Raw genomic sequence first — 16,543 nt, 5'->3', positions numbered from 1 at the left:
GTAGCAACAGACGAATGAAATGATGTTGAGGAGATGGTGAAGGGCGCTGTTTGCCTATGGGCAGACAAACAGCGAAAGTTATTTATTGAACTTTGATTTTATCGATTAAGATACTGCTAAGATAGTATTGCATCATAGGCGTAAGAGCACTAACTTCAGTACGGGTACACGGGCCTTGTTCTTTTTTTAACATGTCCATGCGTGTAATGGTCTGATACTCAGGTATCGTCACGTCTATATTCACACGTGCCATACGTGCTTGCTCTGAATTTTGCTCATGCACAAAGCTGGCTACTTCAAGTTCATTCTTTATTAGTTGTTGTTGCTCAAAGCTGTAGATTAGCGGCTCGCGGTGAAAGCTTGCGCTATCAATTGACGATTTTGCAAACCAGACAACGTCACCTGTTTTTTTATGAGTTAGGCGCATACTTACTTGGCCTAAAATAGTCGCACATTGTTGAACAGGGTATTGCTTGGCGACTTCATCGAATAAAGAAAGTGGCTTTTTGGGTTTCACCAATTGGTATTCTGTTTCTTCAATAAGCTCCAGATCAAGCTGATGGATAGATAGGGTATAATCTGCTTGTGCGCCTTCGGCTACGACTTTTAACTGCTTAGCTGTAAGTGCCTCAGTTAGTTGAGAGTACAGTGTATCTGTGACACTGGTTTTGTCGGCAACTATCATGACGGTTTGATTTTTACTTACTGTATGAGCTGGTAGTTGTACCGATTTCACTTTAGGTGATGCATGCTCTGTTTGATACTCAACTTGAAAACGCTGGCTCTGTAAGCTCGGTTTTTTTGGCATTGTAAGTAACGGCGCTGGCTCTGGTTTAAGGGCGCAACCGACTGAAATTAAAACAAAAAATAAAAGCACGAATAAGCGCATAAAAAATAATCTACCCATAAATAATTAAGATTAAGCGTATTGTACGTTAGTCGAGGCAAAAGTTCATGATATTATGTTATAAGAAACTTCCTAAACAGACTTAAAAAAATAAATAATGAAGTACAGCTTATTTTTAATTTCCTTTCTTTTTTCTTTAACACTGCTTTTTGTTAGTGGTGAAGCTGCTTCGAGTGATAAGCAATGGCAAACATTCGTTGCTGATTATAATAAACACCTCACCCGAAAACTAAAAAGTAAAGGGATCCCAGGTGGCTCATTGGCAATTGTAAATATTGGTCATGATGATTTTATTAACGGTATTGGTCGAACAAAAATAGAAAAAGGCCGCAGAGTAGATAAACATACCCGCTTTCGATTGGCATCCGTCTCAAAAACATTTGCGGGTTCATTAACCGCAAAACTGGCAGCACAAGGGGAGTTTAATATTGATGACCCTATCAGTAAGTTTATTCCTGCTTTTGCTAATACTGCTTATAAAGATGACTTAAAAATTTATCACATATTGAGTCACTCTAGTGGCTTGGTACCTAACGCATACGATAACCTAATTGAGTCGCGTATGAGCTACCCAGATATTGTCGAGCGGCTATTGACTGTTGAGCCTATCTGCAAACCAAGTGAATGTTACGGTTATCAAAATGTGATGTTTAGCTTGATTGATTCTGTGATTTATCAATCAACACAGATGGATTACTCACACTGGATTTCGGAGTATATTTTTGCACCATTAAAAATGGCGGATGCGAGTGTTGGTTTTGAGGGGATGGTGAAAGATGATAATTATGCTCACCCTCATGTGCGCGGCAGAAAACGATGGTATACATCACGCTTGAAGAAAAACTATTATAAAGTGCCTGCGGCTGCAGGAGTGAACGCCAGCGCAAATGACATGGCGATTTGGTTGAATGCACAGTTAGGGCAATACCCTGACGTATTACCACTCGAGGCATTGATCAAACAAACCCGCCCTTACACACATACTAAAAAAGAAACTCGTCGTAGGGTTTGGCGTGAACATGTAAAAGATGCTTATTATGGATTAGGTTGGCGTGTTTATAATTATGATGATGAAGTGCTTTACTACCATAGCGGTTGGGTACAAGGTTATCGCAGCGATATTGTTGTATTTCCGCATCTAAACATCGGGTTTAGCTTAGTTCTTAATGCCGAAACTGGGTTAATTAACGAGCTTACTACCGAGTTTATCAATCGGGTTCTTAAATTCACGCGAGAGCAAAAATAGCTTAGGTAAAAAAGTTTAGTTACAAATTAATGGAAAATTATTTTTGCCTACAAAAAAGCCAGCAAATTTGCTGGCTTTTAATGATTCGAAACTCCACAAGGCAGGATTAACCGCGCGGTAATTGAATCTTTTTCTCTTCGCTTTGACGATACAGTACAATTGTATGACCAATTGTTTGTAGTTTTGTTGCGCCTGTCTCGCGAACAATTGCATCAAAAATCAATGTTTTAGTTTCACGTTCATCTGTAGGAACTTTAACTTTGATTAACTCATGAATTTCTAGAGCGCTTTCGATTTCAACTAAAACGCCTTCGGTTAATCCGTTTGCACCAAGTAATACAACAGGTTTTAAACTGTGCGCTTGGCCTTTTAAAAACTGCTTTTGTTTGTTCGATAATTTCATCATGTTACAAATTTTGCTGAATATGGCTTGAATTAAGGGTATTCTAACGCCATCTAGAGAATATTACTAATTAGTTACGTATTAATTTTATGGCAAATAAAAAACATTCAGCCAGTTCTAAGCGTTGGCTGAAGGAACATTTCGACGATCCTTATGTTCACGAAGCGCAAAAGAAAGGTTGGCGCTCTCGTGCGGTATTCAAATTAGACGAAATTCAAAACAAAGATAAATTAATCAAACCATCGATGACGGTGGTTGATTTAGGTGCTGCGCCAGGAAGTTGGTCACAGTATTTAGCTGAAAAGGTTGGTGATAATGGTCAGGTTATTGCTTGTGATATCTTGCCTATGGATTCCTTAGCAGGTGTTGATTTCTTGCAAGGTGACTTTCGTGAAGAAGCGGTACTTGATGCACTATTAACACGTATTGACGGAAAAAATGTTGATGTAGTTTTTTCTGATATGGCACCCAATATGAGTGGTAATACATCAGTGGATCAAGCGGGTAGTATGTATTTAGTCGAATTAGCATTAGATATGTGCCACCAAGTTTTAAAGAAAAATGGTGCGTTTTGTGTCAAAGTCTTCCAAGGTGAAGGATTTGATCAATACTTACAAGAAGTACGTAATAGCTTTAAAGCAGTTAAAATTAGAAAGCCCGATGCATCACGTGCCCGCTCTCGGGAAGTATATATAGTGGCGACAGGTTACAAACTGTAGTACAGTTGTGCTGCGTTAAGTTGAATTTAAATTAATTGGATACAAGAGGTTAACTCCTTGAGCGATATGGCGAAAAATCTAATACTCTGGCTGGTCATTGCAGTAGTGCTAATGTCAGTGTTCCAGAGCTTTAATGGTGGTGATCAGGCAGATCGCCAAACAAGTTACACTCAATTTGTTAGCGACGCTCGCAGTGGCGCTATCCAAGAAGTCTCAATTGAAAGCACCACAGGTACGATTACTGGTACTAAAACAAATGGTGAGCGCTTTCAAACCATCATGCCTATGTATGATAAAGACATCTTGAATGATCTTTTAAAAAGCAACGTTAATGTCAAAGGCGTTAAGCCAGAAGAGCAGTCATTCCTCGCCAGCATTTTAATCTCTTGGTTCCCGATGTTACTGCTTATTGGTGTGTGGATTTTCTTCATGCGTCAAATGCAAGGTGGTGGCGGTAAAGGCGCGATGTCTTTCGGTAAGAGTAAAGCGCGCCTGATGAGTGAAGACCAAGTTAAAACAACGTTTGCTGATGTTGCTGGTTGTGACGAAGCGAAAGAAGATGTAACTGAACTTGTAGACTTCTTACGTGACCCATCAAAATTCCAAAAGCTAGGTGGTAGCATCCCGAAAGGTGTGTTGATGGTTGGTCCTCCTGGTACAGGTAAAACATTACTAGCTAAAGCGGTAGCTGGTGAAGCTAAAGTGCCGTTTTTCACAATTTCAGGCTCTGATTTCGTAGAAATGTTTGTTGGTGTTGGTGCATCACGTGTACGTGACATGTTCGAGCAAGCTAAAAAAGCAGCACCTTGTATCATCTTTATTGATGAAATCGATGCAGTAGGCCGTAAACGTGGCGCTGGCATGGGTGGTGGTCACGATGAGCGTGAGCAAACGCTAAATCAGATGCTTGTAGAAATGGACGGCTTTGAAGGTAATGAAGGTATTATCGTTATCGCTGCAACGAACCGCCCTGATGTATTAGACCCTGCGTTATTACGTCCTGGCCGTTTTGACCGTCAAGTTGTTGTTGGTCTTCCTGATATTCGAGGCCGTGAACAAATCCTTAAAGTTCACATGCGTAAAGTGCCATTAGGTGACAACGTTGAAGCTGCGGTAATTGCACGTGGTACACCTGGTTTCTCTGGTGCTGACCTTGCAAACTTAGTTAACGAAGCCGCTTTATATGCAGCTCGTGGTAACAAACGCGTTGTAAGCATGGCAGAATTTGACGCTGCAAAAGATAAAATCATGATGGGTGCAGAGCGCAAGACCATGGTGATGAGTGAGCAGGAAAAAGAAATGACTGCTTACCATGAAGCGGGTCACGCGATTGTTGGTCGCATGGTGCCTGAACATGATCCAGTGTATAAAGTGTCTATCATTCCTCGTGGTCGTGCTTTAGGTGTCACTATGTACCTGCCTGAGCAAGATCGTGTAAGCCATTCAAAAGAGCTATTAGAGTCAATGATCTCGAGTCTTTACGGTGGTCGTATCGCTGAAGCACTTATCTACGGTGAAGATAAAGTGACAACTGGTGCAAGTAACGATATTGAACGTGCAACAGATATTGCTCGTAAAATGGTTACCCAATGGGGTCTAAGTGAAAAACTTGGTCCGTTACTTTACGCTGAAGATCAAAACGAAATGTACATGGGTGGCGGCGGTAGCCGTGCTATGAGCATGTCTGATGAAACAGCAAAAGTTATCGACAGCGAAGTTCGTTTATTCTCAGACCGTAACTATCAACGTGCAGAGCAAATCCTTAAAGATAACATTGATATCTTACATGCGATGAAAGATGCACTCATGAAGTATGAGACGATCGATGCGGGTCAAATTGATGACTTAATGGCACGTCAGCCTGTACGTGAGCCACGTGATGTTCATGACCGCCGTTCAGACGATAAAAAGCCGAGTGCGAAAGCTGAGCCTGTAGTTAATGAAACTAAATCTGATGATTCAGTAAAAAAGGATGAAACAAGCCTTGATGACAAAGCTGAATAATCGCTAGAATATAAAAAGCAAAAGCCCCGGATGCCGGGGCTTTTTTGTAGCATAAAATTGGCTCACTATTCCAGTGGAGTCCAGTGAAGCAAATGCATGGAAGTTTAAGTAAAAATGACCGCTCTTAAATTACCGCGAGGTCGCATTTTACGCCTCGATTCCCCTGTTGTTATGGGGATTTTAAATGTCACTCCTGATTCATTCTCTGATGGTGGTAGTTATTGCCAACTCGACAGCGCTGTCAAACAAGCTAAAACGTTATTAAATCAAGGCGCAAAAATAATTGATATAGGTGGTGAGTCAACCCGCCCTGGGGCACCTGATGTATCTCTTGAGGATGAGCTTGATCGCGTTATTCCTTTAGTTAAAGCGCTAAGAGCATCCAGCGATTGTATTATCTCCATTGATACCAGCAAAAGCGAAGTAATGCGCCAAGCAATAATTGCAGGGGCTGATATCATTAATGATGTCAGAGCTTTGCAAGAGCCAGGGGCAATAGAGGTATTAGCACAATACCCAGAGGTGGCAATTTGTTTAATGCATATGCAAGGTCAGCCTCGTACGATGCAAAGTAACCCACATTATGATGATTTATTTGCTGATATTAACGAATTCTTTGCAGAGCGTTTAGCCGCGTGTGAGCAAGCGGGCATTCAGTCTGAACGTATTATTTTAGATCCAGGTTTTGGCTTTGGTAAAACACTGGCTCATAATTACCAAATCTTAAATAAGTTTGATGTATTTAACCAATTCAAATTACCGGTTCTTGCGGGATTATCTCGTAAATCAATGATCGGTAACTTATTAAATAGAGATACCAATGAACGCTTAGCGGGAAGCCTTGCAGGCGCGCTGATAGCAGCACAAAACGGTGCAAAAATCATTCGCGTTCATGACGTACAAGAAACAGTTGATGTGCTTAGCGTTTGGCAAGCATGTACTAAAGGAATTACAAATGAGTAAAACAAGAAAATATTTTGGCACGGACGGTGTACGTGGCATGGTGGGTGAATTCCCAATCACTCCAGAGTTTGCGCTTAAGCTTGGTTGGGCTGCAGGTCGCGTTTTATCAAAAATTGGTACCAAAAAAGTCATTATTGGTAAAGACACACGTATTTCTGGCTATATGCTTGAAACATCACTTGAAGCTGGCTTAATCGCCGCTGGTATCGATGTTGTTTTGTTAGGCCCAATGCCAACGCCGGCGGTTGCTTATTTAACGCAAACGTTCCGTGCTGAAGCGGGTATTGTAATTAGTGCATCTCATAACCCTTACCATGATAACGGAATTAAATTCTTTTCAAGCAGAGGCTTAAAATTACCAGATGATGTTGAGCTTGAAATTGAAGCTATGATGGATGAGCCAATGACCTGCGTTGCCTCTGACAAGCTTGGTAAAGCGCGTCGTTTAGAAACAGCTGACGGTCGCTACATTGAGTTTTGCAAAAGCCAATTCCCACAAGGCTTATCGCTTGAAGGTTTAAAAATTGTTCTCGATTGCGCAAATGGTGCTACATACCACATTGCACCGTCAGTAATGCGTGAGTTAGGCGCTGAAGTAATCTGTCATGCTTGTGAGCCAAATGGGGTAAATATCAACCTAGAGTGTGGTGCAACCCATGTTGAAACGCTTAAACGCAAAGTATTAGAACACAATGCTGATGTTGGTATTGCCTACGATGGTGATGGTGACCGAGTAATGATGGTTGACCACAATGGTCGTGTATTTGATGGTGATGACATTGTTTATATCATTGCTTGTCAAGCTGCAAATGACGATATTTTAGGTGGGGGTGTTGTTGGCACTGTTATGTCTAACATGGGCCTTGAAAATGCATTAAAAGCGCGCGGTATTGGCTTTGCTCGTAGTAAAGTAGGCGACCGCTACGTGATGGAGCTGCTTCAAGAGAATGGCTGGAAAATCGGTGGTGAGAGCTCAGGCCATGTATTAAATCTTGATTTAATCAGTACGGGTGACGGCATTATCTCAAGCTTGCAAGTGTTAGCGGCAATGGTTGCACAGAATAAAACATTGCAAGACTTAGGGGCAGGTTTTACAAAGTACCCAATGAAAATGATCAATGTTCGTTACCCACAAGGTACCGATCCAACGCAAGATCAAGCTGTAGTTGAGATGGTAGCGCATGTTGAAGAGCAATTAGGTGATACAGGCCGAGTATTACTTCGAAAATCAGGTACAGAGCCTGTTGTTCGAGTAATGGTTGAAGCTGAGCAAGAAAAAGTTGTACTTGATAGTGCTCGCAAAATAGCTGAAGTTGTCGAAACTGTGAGCAAACAAACCGAGGCATAACAATAACCTCTTGTAACTTCGGGCAAGTCGAGTTAGTATCTTGCCCGCTTTCAAATGTGGAGTGGAATAATGGCAACACGTAAGCCGATGGTCGCAGGTAATTGGAAAATGAACGGCTCTTTAGAGCTTGTTGAACAGTTATCAACTGCTATTAAAAATGTTCAAACGGATGAACTGGATATAGTGGTGTTTCCACCATTCCCATTGTTGAGTTCTTTGCAGCAACAAAATGTCACGTTTGGTTCGCAAACAGTCTCTGAAAATCAAGCAGGTGCATTTACGGGTGAAGTAGATGCTCAGCTAGTCAAAGACCTAGGCGCAGCTTATACGTTAGTTGGCCATTCTGAACGTCGTAGCATTTACGGTGAGTCAGATGACGTTGTTGCAGATAAGTTTGCGCGAGCGCAGCAAGTTGGCTTAACTCCTATCCTATGTGTGGGTGAAAGCGAGCAGCAACGTGAAGCAAACGAAACTGAATTAGTGGTTGCAGCTCAAATTGATGCTGTAATTAGCAAATTAGGTGTAGCAGCACTGAAGAATTCTGTGGTAGCATACGAGCCCGTTTGGGCCATTGGCACAGGTAAGACTGCCTCTCCTGAGCAAGCGCAAGCCGTGCACAAATTTATCCGTGAGAAGATTGCTTCTTCGGATAGCGATGTAGCACAGCAGTTAACCATCTTATATGGTGGTAGCGTAAATGAAAAAAATAGCGAATTATTATTTGCACAACCAGATATAGACGGCGGCCTTATTGGAGGTGCGAGTCTTAAAGCAGATTCATTTACTGCTATCTGTGAAAGTGCAAAAGGGACCGTATAAGATGTACGAAATTTTATTAGTAGTTTATTTAATTGTTGCTTTAGCATTAGTTGGTATGGTTTTAATCCAACAAGGTAAAGGCGCAGATATGGGTTCATCATTTGGTGCTGGCGCTTCTGGTACCGTGTTTGGCTCATCAGGTGCTGGTAACTTCATGACTAAAACAACAACAATCTTAGCAACGATCTTCTTCGTACTAAGTATTGTTCTAGGTAACCTTACTGCAGGTCAAATCAAAAAGACTGATGAGTGGGAAAACCTAGAAGCTGCGCCAGCTGTTGAAACTGTAACGCCAGCACAATCTGATGTGCCTGCGACAGAAGATAAAACGTCTGACGTACCTAACTAATTAGCTTTGCTAATTAGCGTTAAGCAGTTTTCATTCCTCAAGTAAACTTAAAGCTTAACAACATACAGAATTGTATGCGGATGTGGTGGAATTGGTAGACACGCCATCTTGAGGGGGTGGTGGCTTCGGCCGTGGGGGTTCAAGTCCCCCCATCCGCACCAAAATTAAAAAGCTGTAACTCACTGAGTTACAGCTTTTTTCGTTTTAGTGCTTCATAAAACAAAATGCGCACCTTTATAGTGCTTTTATTCTAATGTCATTCCCGTGCACGAAATTAACTAATTGATTATTAATAGAAATAAAAATTGGAGTCTTCCTTGCTTAACTAGAGTTGATATCATTACTTTGAGGAAGCAAGATGGCCAGAATGAGTTATTTAAGTGCTATAGAACGATATGAAGAGCAACAACAGCTTATTCATGAACTGCTTCTTTCTATACTTGCCAGTGTTCAGGCATCGTTGACTAACAAGCAAGCCTATCAACAGCTCGTCAATCAATATCCATTTCTAGAATTGCAATATTGCTTGAATGAACAAGGCATTCAGCAAGGTGATAATGTCTGCTTTAAGCGTCAATACAGCAAGAAACTGGGTCATATTGGAGCAGGGCAGGACTTAAGTGCTCGGCCTTATTTTTTACTCGCTTCTGCTACGCCGGAGCCGCACTTTACATCGCCGTATATTTCCACGGCGACAAAGCACTTGTGTATTTCTGTTATTAAAACAATTCCTGCAGGTAATAATTTGCAGCAGTTCTTAGTCATCGATGTGTGTTTAACAGAACTGATTGAATTTATTATGGGAGACACCAAACGAGCCAGAATGACACCTTACTTTAAGGTAGGTTATGGCTTGATTGTCACTTGTTTGTTTTGCTTGGTGTTCTATCTGTTATATAAAGTGTTTGCTGGAATGGTGGACTTAGTGATTAGCGAAGACACCCAGTCAGACCCGCTTAAACCATTTACTATTATTATCTTTGTTACTTTAGCGTTGGCTATTTTTGATTTAGGTAAAACAATTCTAGAAGAAGAAATCCTCATGCATAAGGATATTTTTCGCCACAGCTCAACAAGACGTACGATCACACGCTTTATCTCAACAATTTTGATTGCAGTATCGATAGAAGCCTTACTAACCATGTTTAAAGCAGCACTCGGGCAAACTGAGAATGTTATACCTGCTGTATTGATGATGTTTGCTGTGGTAGGTCTGTTGATTGCACTGGCAATTTACGTTTACCTAGGCGCCAAGGCTGAAGATGTACTGACCCAAGTGCAACGCTTAAAAGTAAAACACTAATGAATAGGGCGCTTTGTTTAAAACGCAGCGCCCTGAAATTGATTAAAGTGTACCGCCAATGCCAATACTTGGGTTAACGTACACAGGACCTACTTTAAATGGCGCATTAATATCTAGGCTTGCATAGGGGGTGCAGGCATTTAAAGTTAATATTGCAGCTGCAAGAGCAGCTAGGCGAACTATTTTTTTATTCATTACATTTGCTCCTGAATAACAATACCAGCACCGGCTGGATCACGAATAATTGCGACACTGCCACTTCGTACTTTGTCACTTGGTGCCATCAATACGATGCCGCCTGCCGAGGTTACTTTTAATAGGGTTGCATCAATATCGGCTACTTTAATGTAATTCACCCATGTATTACCAATCTCGGCATCTGGTTTTTTTACAAAGCCAATCGCAGGTTTGCCATTTAAGGCTAAGTAACTGTAATTGGCATTATTAAGCGGTTTACTTTGTGCTGAATAATTACCAAGTGATTGGTAAAAGGCTTTACTTTGCTCTGGGTTATCACTCCATACTTCTTGCCAAATCCAGCTGTTATCAGTTTGCTGAGTTTCAGGGTCACCACTAACTGTATTGATCAGTGAAAAAACAGCCCCTTGGGGGTCTTCTAATACAGCAATAGTGCCACGGCCTTTAATTTCGGTACTGCTTACTAAGACTTTACCTCCGGCTTTGATAGTTTTTTCACTAACGCCAGCGATGTCTTTACTACTGATAAGGCTCAGCCAATGGCTGGCATTTTGTTTATTATCAAGCTCTGCCATACCAGCAATTAATTTTCCATCTAATGATGCCAGCGTGTAGCTGTCGTTAACGGCTTGAAATTGCCATCCAAACACGCTGGCATAAAATGCTTGAGATTGTGCCAAATTAGGTGTGATCAAATCATGCCACACTACGTGACCTGAGTTCTTTGTTCCTGAATCACTGATTGCGGGTAGTTCGCTTGAAGAAAGCTGGCAACCGGTCAATGAGACCGCAGCGACTGCCATTAAAATTGCAGCACGTAAGGGGGTGAGTAATTTCAAAATTTGCTCCTTGCAAAATGGGATCAAATAAAAGCATAGACTATTACTTGTTTGAAATTCAATCAAATTGAAGTGTTACGATAGAATAATCTAACTACTACTAAATGCGTGGGAATAGGATAAATTTATACTGCTGTTATGTTACTCTTTGAATTTGCGCAATAATTTTAATTGCAATAGTCATTTAATTGAAGAGATTATTCAAATTGTCATACATTTAATTGTTTAAATTAATATAATCAGCATTAAATTAAAAAAATTATACATATTTTCACAAAACTGACATATAATACCCCTCCAGAGGAAAGATGCTTACACCTAAGCGTCTTTTTTTATGCCTGAAATTTACGGGTAAAAATACACACACGGTATCCTTTGGAGTTTTAATTGAAATTACGTCACCTCTCACAGTTAACTGTAGCTATTGTTGCTGCATTATCTACTTCAGCCTTTGCTGAGCAAGAAAAAACCACTGCTAAACAAGATGCTTTCGAAAAAATCGAAGTAACAGCGCGTAAGCGTACAGAAAGCATTTTTGAGTCGCCAACAGCAGTGACATCAATCGGTGAAAACCTGATTGATAAAGCGAACATGAGTAACCTAGAAGACATTGGCAAATACGTACCTAACCTAAACATCACTCGTTACGGTGTAGGTAATGCGGCACATGCATCTGTATTCATTCGTGGTATTGGTTTACAAGACCATGTGATCACAACTGATCCGGGTGTAGGTGTTTACTTAGATGGCGTTTACCTTGGTCGCCAAATGGGCTCTAACTTATCATTACCAAATGTTGAGCGTGTAGAGGTATTACGTGGTCCACAAGGTACTTTGTACGGTCGCAACACATTAGGTGGTGCAGTAAATATTATTACTAAGCAACCGGGTGATGAAGGCATTGTGACTACAAATGCAAAAGTAGGTAGCCGTGGTCGTTTAGCCGGTGACGTTTACTTTAATAACAGCCTTACAGACACTGTAAGCATGTCGGCAAGCGTGTCTTATAAACAACGCGATGGTGTAGGTGAAGCGATTAACCTTGCTAACCCAGAGAAAGAAATTGGTGAAGAGCAAGAGTTAAGTGGTCGTATGGCGCTTAAATGGCAAGCAAACAGCGACTTATCTTTTGTGTTCTCAATTGATGGTGTTGATAACGAATCAGGCCAATCACCATACACAATTGAGCTAACGGCGCCACTTGACCCGAATGACCCATTCAATGGTGATTTCCCATTACTTACAGAAGACATGTTACCGAGCGATCCTGATGATTTAGCAACGACGGTAGCGGGTATTGAGTCGACGGCTTACTCAGGCTGGGGTACTTCATTAACAGCTGATTGGGATATCAATAACACCTATACAGCTAAGTTTATCACAAGCTACCGTAGCTCAGAATACGAAGGGGGTCTTGATGATGACGCTGTTGCCCTTAACTTATCAGAGTTCCCTGAAGAAGGCGGTGCAGATCAATATTCATTCGAAATCCAGTTAAATGGTAGCTTCGATAATATGGACTTTGTGTCTGGCTTATACTTCTTTAATGAAGATGGCTTCACAAGTTCTGGTCCGTTTGTATTTAGCCCATTCAACACACCAGATGGCCTTTTGAACGACGGTACTACTGCGTCTTTTGGTGATTATGGTTACTTTGATATCAACCAAGAGACTAACTCATACGCAGCTTATATCAATGCAAGCTATGACCTAAGCGACGATTTAACAGTGGGCGGTGGTCTGCGTTATTCGAAAGATAAAAAAGAAGCCGATGCCTTATTCCCAACGTTTGCAACACGCAAATACGTAAGTGCTGATTTTGATGCAGTAACATGGGATTTAAATGCGTCTTACCAGCTTAGCAATAACATGAACGTGTATGGCCAAATCCAAAAAGGTTATCAAACAGGAGGTTTCCCACCGCGTCCATTTGGTGGTCCTGATCAATTTGTTTCTTTCGATGAAACAAAAGCAATTAACTACGAGCTAGGCCTTAAAGGTCAAGTACATGAAGACGTATCTATGATGCTTGCGGTGTTTGTTACTGACTACACAGACCTAGCATTACCATTCTCAGATCCAACTGCAGGTGGCGGTTTCGTTACTATCGTAGAAAATGCGGGTGAGTCTAAAGCACAAGGTATCGAGCTTGAAACAACAATTGCATTTACAGATGACTTTACGCTTCGTAGCGCAATTGGTTACCTAGATTCAGAAATCACAGAAGTAGATGACGGTGTATTAGGTATTGGTAAAGGCGACTCACCAGCACTAACACCACGTTGGACTGTGATGGTCGCACCTTCTTATTTCATCGATTTAAGTAACGGTGGCACAGTGGCAGTAAACGCTAACTACTCATACCGTAGCGATATGCAAGGTCAATCAGTTTACAACCAAAGTGAACACATTGATTCTCGTGAATTAGTTGGCTTTAACATCTCTTACTTAAACCCGAACGGTGACTTTGAAGTGACTTTTTACGGTGAGAACGTGTTAAACGAAGTATACGATGTGGGTCGTTTACAACAATCTGGTTTTGTTGGCGTAATGCGCAGCAACGACCGCAGTGAATTTGGCTTAAAATTCAAAAAAGAATTTGAGCTTTAATTACTAACAAAAAAGGGCAAGTAAATACTTGCCCTTTCTTTTTAATTATTTTTCTCTTGCTCGCGTTTTTCGCGCGCTTCTCTTAATTCTTCAGCCAGTTCTTTTGCTTTTTGTTTGGTTTTTTCAGAAAGCTCACCAGCCGCTTCTTTACTCTCAATCCATGCATCTAAGGCAATTTCTTTACCGTCATCATACATGCTTAAGCCCATCTTTTTACTTTCTTCGAGTAACTCTTGCAGTGAGTCGTCGTTAAACTCATTGGTGGCGTCTTTTACGTCGCTCCAAGCATCATTTAGCGCTTGCTTTACTTCCTCTTTTGCTTCGCTGGCATCTTTCTTGGCTTGCTCTGCATCTTCACAACCTGTTAAGGCAATACAGCCTAATAAAACTAAGCTTGCTAATTTGTTCATATTTTTCTCTAATGGTTAATTAACTATTAAGCAGTATAAGCAATAAAAAATGAATATAGCTAGAACAGCACGATTAAGTTTTCGGTTAATGGATGAAAATGATGCCGAGCTACTTTATGAGCTCGATAACGACCCTGAGGTAATGAAACATCTCACTCGCGGCAAAGTATCCAGTATGCAGAGCATTAAAGAGGTGTTTATTCCGCGCTTGAATGCGTATCGAAATGAGCAAAAAGGCTGGGGGCTTTGGCAAGTAAACATCATAGAGAGCAATACCTTTATCGGTTGGGTATTAGTCAGGCCCATGGGCTTTTTTGAACAACCTGATTTTAGTGATTTAGAAATTGGCTGGCGCTTTAAAAGAATGAGCTGGGGCAAAGGCTATGCGTCTGAGGCAGCACTTGCCATTGCTAAAGCCGTAAGCGAGCCAGAAGAAGTAAAGTCGCTCAGTGCCACAGCACTTAAAGATAACCTAGGCTCAATAAAGGTGATGGAAAAGCTGGGCCTTAAGTTTGTAAAAAACTATACCCATCAAGATGAGCAAGGTGAATTACCTGCAGTACTTTATTCATGTCCTAAAGAGCAGCTTAGCTAAGTTAATCGTAACTAATTGACCTTATGGGTTTCACATGTCTAAATCGTTAAAATAACATCAAGAAAAAGGAAGTACCATGGCAAGTTTAGTCAAATACGCGGCACATCTATTTATCGTTACCGCGATATTCTTTCACCCATCAAGCTTTGCAAAGCAAGCGGCCGTCGCTATGCCAGATAGTTACAGCAGTGATACGGCGCGCGCTATTTTAGAGCAAGGCGGCAACGCCGTTGATGCGGCAATTGCGGCACAGTTTGTATTAGCGGTTACTTTACCTGAAGCCGGTAACATTGGTGGTGGCGGGTTTATGCTGATCCAAAAAGATGGCAAAGGTGATTTTATTGATTACCGCGAAACAGCCCCTGCTGCAGCTCATCGCGATATGTACCTTGATGATAAAGGCGATGTTATTGATAACATGTCTGTGTATGGTATTCACGCAAGTGGTGTTCCGGGCAGTGTTGCTGGTATGTGGCTTGCCCATCAAAAGTACGGCAGCTTAGAGTGGAAGACTCTGCTAGAACCTGCAGTTAAATTAGCTGAACAGGGCTTTATTGTGCACCCTAAGTTAGCTGCGAGTATCGAGCGTTACATTGCGCGAATGGCCAAAAAGTCGGTGAACATTAACTTTGCTGATTACTTTGCCGATGCCAAAGCAAATAAGGTATTTAAGCAGCCGGAACTTGCCGCCACACTGAAACGAATTCGTGATCAAGGTAAAGCTGGTTTCTACGAAGGTGAGACAGCAAAGATCATAGCGTCATTTATGAAGCAGCACGGCGGCATTATTACTGAGCAAGACTTAAAAGCTTATCAAGCTAAATCGCGTACACCGATTAAAGGTAATTGGCGCGGTTACGAAGTGCTCACATCGCCACCGCCAAGTTCAGGCGGTATTGCTATTTTACAATGGCTAAAAATGTACGACTTGGCAAAGCCAAAAGGAACGCTTGAGCACAACTCGACCACCTATGTTCATATTTTGGCTGAAGTAGGTAAACGCGTATTTGCCGACAGAGCTGAATATTTAGGTGACCCAGATTTTTATGAGGTGCCAAAAACAGCTCTACTTGCAGATGATTATCTTAGTAATCGTGCAAGTACAATTCGCCCAGATGCCATTTCGACAACTGAGAACATCAAACCGGGATTACACGAAAGTGAGCAAACAACGCATTTTTCTATTCTAGATAAGTGGGGCAATGCCGTTGCGAATACCACGACCATCAACTTAAGCTTTGGTAGCGGTGTGGTTGTATCAGGCGCAGGGTTCATTTTGAATGATGAAATGGATGACTTTAGTGCCAAGCCAGGTGTGATGAATGTATTTGGGGCAATTGGTGGCAAAGCTAACGAAATCCAACCTCATAAACGCATGTTGAGCTCAATGACACCGACCATTCTACTTCAGGATAATAAAGTTAAAATGGTAACTGGCTCTCCGGGTGGTACCACGATTATTAGCTCTGTGTATGAGTCTATTTTAAATGCGGTTGAATTTGATATGACTGCAGAGCAAGTGGTAGACAGCCCACGCTTCCATCACCAGTTATGGCCTAAAAATGTGATTAGATACCACACAGGTCTTGAACCAAAGGTTGTTAAAGCGCTTGAGAAGATGGGTTATACACTTGATGAACGCCATTTTGGTGATATGCATGTGATCATCAATAAAGACGGTAAATTAGATGCAGCTTCTGAAGCATCTGGCCGAGGTAAGGCGATGGTGTTTTAATTATACCAATCCGCAATAATACTTAATCATTTTGAGGGATTAAACCTGTCGCTACCTGCGTTAAAAATTTCTCATTTAGAACAACTAAATAACGA

Annotated in this window: 16 protein-coding genes and 1 tRNA gene; 12 read left to right on the top strand and 5 right to left on the bottom strand. The window is 41.4% G+C overall.

Annotation, left to right across the window (positions count from 1 at the left end; genetic code table 11):
* Positions 1–82 precede the first annotated feature (82 nt).
* The gene (locus CWB80_RS05610) at positions 83–889 is read right to left on the bottom strand and encodes a hypothetical protein (protein ID WP_138601572.1); all 807 of its coding nucleotides are present in this window, start codon (positions 887–889) and stop codon (positions 83–85) included.
* A gap of 115 nt (positions 890–1,004) precedes the next feature.
* Here CWB80_RS05610 and CWB80_RS05605 point away from each other — a divergent pair, with 115 nt between their 5' ends.
* On the top strand, positions 1,005–2,153 hold the full coding sequence (locus tag CWB80_RS05605; protein ID WP_138601574.1) for a serine hydrolase domain-containing protein: 1,149 nt from the start codon (positions 1,005–1,007) through the stop codon (positions 2,151–2,153).
* A 106-nt stretch (positions 2,154–2,259) separates the two neighbouring features.
* Here CWB80_RS05605 and yhbY read toward each other — a convergent pair whose 3' ends face one another.
* Positions 2,260–2,556 (bottom strand): ribosome assembly RNA-binding protein YhbY, encoded by a 297-nt coding sequence (gene yhbY / locus CWB80_RS05600; RefSeq protein WP_054551950.1) that lies wholly within the window; start codon positions 2,554–2,556, stop codon positions 2,260–2,262.
* A gap of 89 nt (positions 2,557–2,645) precedes the next feature.
* Here yhbY and rlmE point away from each other — a divergent pair, with 89 nt between their 5' ends.
* The 8 genes from rlmE to CWB80_RS05560 all read left to right on the top strand — a co-directional run bounded on the left by rlmE (position 2,646) and on the right by CWB80_RS05560 (position 10,061).
* A complete protein-coding gene (rlmE, locus tag CWB80_RS05595) occupies positions 2,646–3,275 on the top strand; it encodes a 23S rRNA (uridine(2552)-2'-O)-methyltransferase RlmE (RefSeq protein ID WP_138601576.1) in 630 nt (209 codons plus the stop codon).
* Between the two features lie 66 nt (positions 3,276–3,341).
* The gene (gene ftsH, locus CWB80_RS05590) at positions 3,342–5,279 is read left to right on the top strand and encodes an ATP-dependent zinc metalloprotease FtsH (RefSeq protein ID WP_054551702.1); all 1,938 of its coding nucleotides are present in this window, start codon (positions 3,342–3,344) and stop codon (positions 5,277–5,279) included.
* A gap of 114 nt (positions 5,280–5,393) precedes the next feature.
* Complete coding sequence (gene folP / locus CWB80_RS05585) at positions 5,394–6,242, top strand: dihydropteroate synthase (RefSeq protein ID WP_138601578.1); 849 nt, start codon at positions 5,394–5,396, stop codon at positions 6,240–6,242.
* Entirely contained in the window at positions 6,235–7,590 is a 1,356-nt protein-coding gene (glmM, locus tag CWB80_RS05580) for a phosphoglucosamine mutase (protein ID WP_138601580.1), read from the top strand. Before folP ends, glmM begins: the two co-directional genes overlap by 8 nt.
* 69 nt (positions 7,591–7,659) lie before the next feature.
* The gene (gene tpiA / locus CWB80_RS05575; protein ID WP_054551699.1) at positions 7,660–8,409 is read left to right on the top strand and encodes a triose-phosphate isomerase; all 750 of its coding nucleotides are present in this window, start codon (positions 7,660–7,662) and stop codon (positions 8,407–8,409) included.
* Position 8,410: 1 nt separating this feature from the next.
* Entirely contained in the window at positions 8,411–8,758 is a 348-nt protein-coding gene (gene secG, locus CWB80_RS05570; protein ID WP_054551698.1) for a preprotein translocase subunit SecG, read from the top strand.
* Positions 8,759–8,834: 76 nt separating this feature from the next.
* Positions 8,835–8,919: transfer RNA gene (locus CWB80_RS05565), tRNA-Leu, on the top strand.
* Positions 8,920–9,116: 197 nt separating this feature from the next.
* On the top strand, positions 9,117–10,061 hold the full coding sequence (locus tag CWB80_RS05560; RefSeq protein WP_138601582.1) for a general glycosylation pathway protein: 945 nt from the start codon (positions 9,117–9,119) through the stop codon (positions 10,059–10,061).
* A gap of 42 nt (positions 10,062–10,103) precedes the next feature.
* Here the strand turns inward: CWB80_RS05560 and CWB80_RS22465 are convergent, their stop codons facing one another.
* Both CWB80_RS22465 and CWB80_RS05555 read right to left on the bottom strand, forming a co-directional pair.
* A complete protein-coding gene (locus CWB80_RS22465) occupies positions 10,104–10,256 on the bottom strand; it encodes a hypothetical protein (RefSeq protein ID WP_171041491.1) in 153 nt (50 codons plus the stop codon).
* Positions 10,256–11,098 carry a VOC family protein gene (locus tag CWB80_RS05555; RefSeq protein ID WP_249362526.1) on the bottom strand — a complete coding sequence of 281 codons (843 nt, stop codon included), beginning with the start codon at positions 11,096–11,098 and terminating at the stop codon, positions 10,256–10,258. Before CWB80_RS05555 ends, CWB80_RS22465 begins: the two co-directional genes overlap by 1 nt.
* A gap of 387 nt (positions 11,099–11,485) precedes the next feature.
* Between CWB80_RS05555 and CWB80_RS05550 the strand changes: the two genes are divergently transcribed.
* Positions 11,486–13,708 (top strand): TonB-dependent receptor, encoded by a 2,223-nt coding sequence (locus CWB80_RS05550; protein ID WP_138601584.1) that lies wholly within the window; start codon positions 11,486–11,488, stop codon positions 13,706–13,708.
* Between the two features lie 41 nt (positions 13,709–13,749).
* Here CWB80_RS05550 and CWB80_RS05545 read toward each other — a convergent pair whose 3' ends face one another.
* Complete coding sequence (locus tag CWB80_RS05545) at positions 13,750–14,118, bottom strand: hypothetical protein (RefSeq protein WP_138601586.1); 369 nt, start codon at positions 14,116–14,118, stop codon at positions 13,750–13,752.
* Positions 14,119–14,167: 49 nt separating this feature from the next.
* On the opposite strand from CWB80_RS05545, the gene CWB80_RS05540 reads away from it, so the two are divergent.
* Both CWB80_RS05540 and ggt read left to right on the top strand, forming a co-directional pair.
* Positions 14,168–14,713: a GNAT family N-acetyltransferase gene (locus CWB80_RS05540; protein ID WP_138601588.1), complete on the top strand. Its 546-nt coding sequence runs from the start codon at positions 14,168–14,170 to the stop codon at positions 14,711–14,713.
* A 76-nt stretch (positions 14,714–14,789) separates the two neighbouring features.
* Positions 14,790–16,448, top strand: coding sequence for a gamma-glutamyltransferase (gene ggt, locus CWB80_RS05535; protein WP_138601590.1), 1,659 nt, complete (start codon positions 14,790–14,792; stop codon positions 16,446–16,448).
* Positions 16,449–16,543: the final 95 nt, after the last annotated feature.

The sequence above is a fragment of the Pseudoalteromonas sp. S1650 genome (assembly GCF_005887195.1).
Classification (GTDB): domain Bacteria; phylum Pseudomonadota; class Gammaproteobacteria; order Enterobacterales; family Alteromonadaceae; genus Pseudoalteromonas; species Pseudoalteromonas simplex.
The sequence above is the reverse complement of the archived record's forward strand: the minus strand, read 5'-3'. Positions and strand labels throughout refer to the sequence as shown.

Excerpts from the sequence above, each read along its gene's own strand:
- CWB80_RS05610 (WP_138601572.1), bottom strand. The coding sequence starts at position 889 with ATGCGCTTATTCGTGCTTTTATTTTTTGTTTTAATTTCAGTCGGTTGC.
- CWB80_RS05605 (WP_138601574.1), top strand. The coding sequence starts at position 1,005 with ATGAAGTACAGCTTATTTTTAATTTCCTTTCTTTTTTCTTTAACACTG.
- yhbY (WP_054551950.1), bottom strand. The coding sequence starts at position 2,556 with ATGAAATTATCGAACAAACAAAAGCAGTTTTTAAAAGGCCAAGCGCAC.
- rlmE (WP_138601576.1), top strand. The coding sequence starts at position 2,646 with ATGGCAAATAAAAAACATTCAGCCAGTTCTAAGCGTTGGCTGAAGGAA.
- ftsH (WP_054551702.1), top strand. The coding sequence starts at position 3,342 with ATGGCGAAAAATCTAATACTCTGGCTGGTCATTGCAGTAGTGCTAATG.
- folP (WP_138601578.1), top strand. The coding sequence starts at position 5,394 with ATGACCGCTCTTAAATTACCGCGAGGTCGCATTTTACGCCTCGATTCC.
- glmM (WP_138601580.1), top strand. The coding sequence starts at position 6,235 with ATGAGTAAAACAAGAAAATATTTTGGCACGGACGGTGTACGTGGCATG.
- tpiA (WP_054551699.1), top strand. The coding sequence starts at position 7,660 with ATGGCAACACGTAAGCCGATGGTCGCAGGTAATTGGAAAATGAACGGC.
- secG (WP_054551698.1), top strand. The coding sequence starts at position 8,411 with ATGTACGAAATTTTATTAGTAGTTTATTTAATTGTTGCTTTAGCATTA.
- CWB80_RS05560 (WP_138601582.1), top strand. The coding sequence starts at position 9,117 with ATGGCCAGAATGAGTTATTTAAGTGCTATAGAACGATATGAAGAGCAA.
- CWB80_RS22465 (WP_171041491.1), bottom strand. The coding sequence starts at position 10,256 with ATGAATAAAAAAATAGTTCGCCTAGCTGCTCTTGCAGCTGCAATATTA.
- CWB80_RS05545 (WP_138601586.1), bottom strand. The coding sequence starts at position 14,118 with ATGAACAAATTAGCAAGCTTAGTTTTATTAGGCTGTATTGCCTTAACA.
- CWB80_RS05540 (WP_138601588.1), top strand. The coding sequence starts at position 14,168 with ATGAATATAGCTAGAACAGCACGATTAAGTTTTCGGTTAATGGATGAA.
- ggt (WP_138601590.1), top strand. The coding sequence starts at position 14,790 with ATGGCAAGTTTAGTCAAATACGCGGCACATCTATTTATCGTTACCGCG.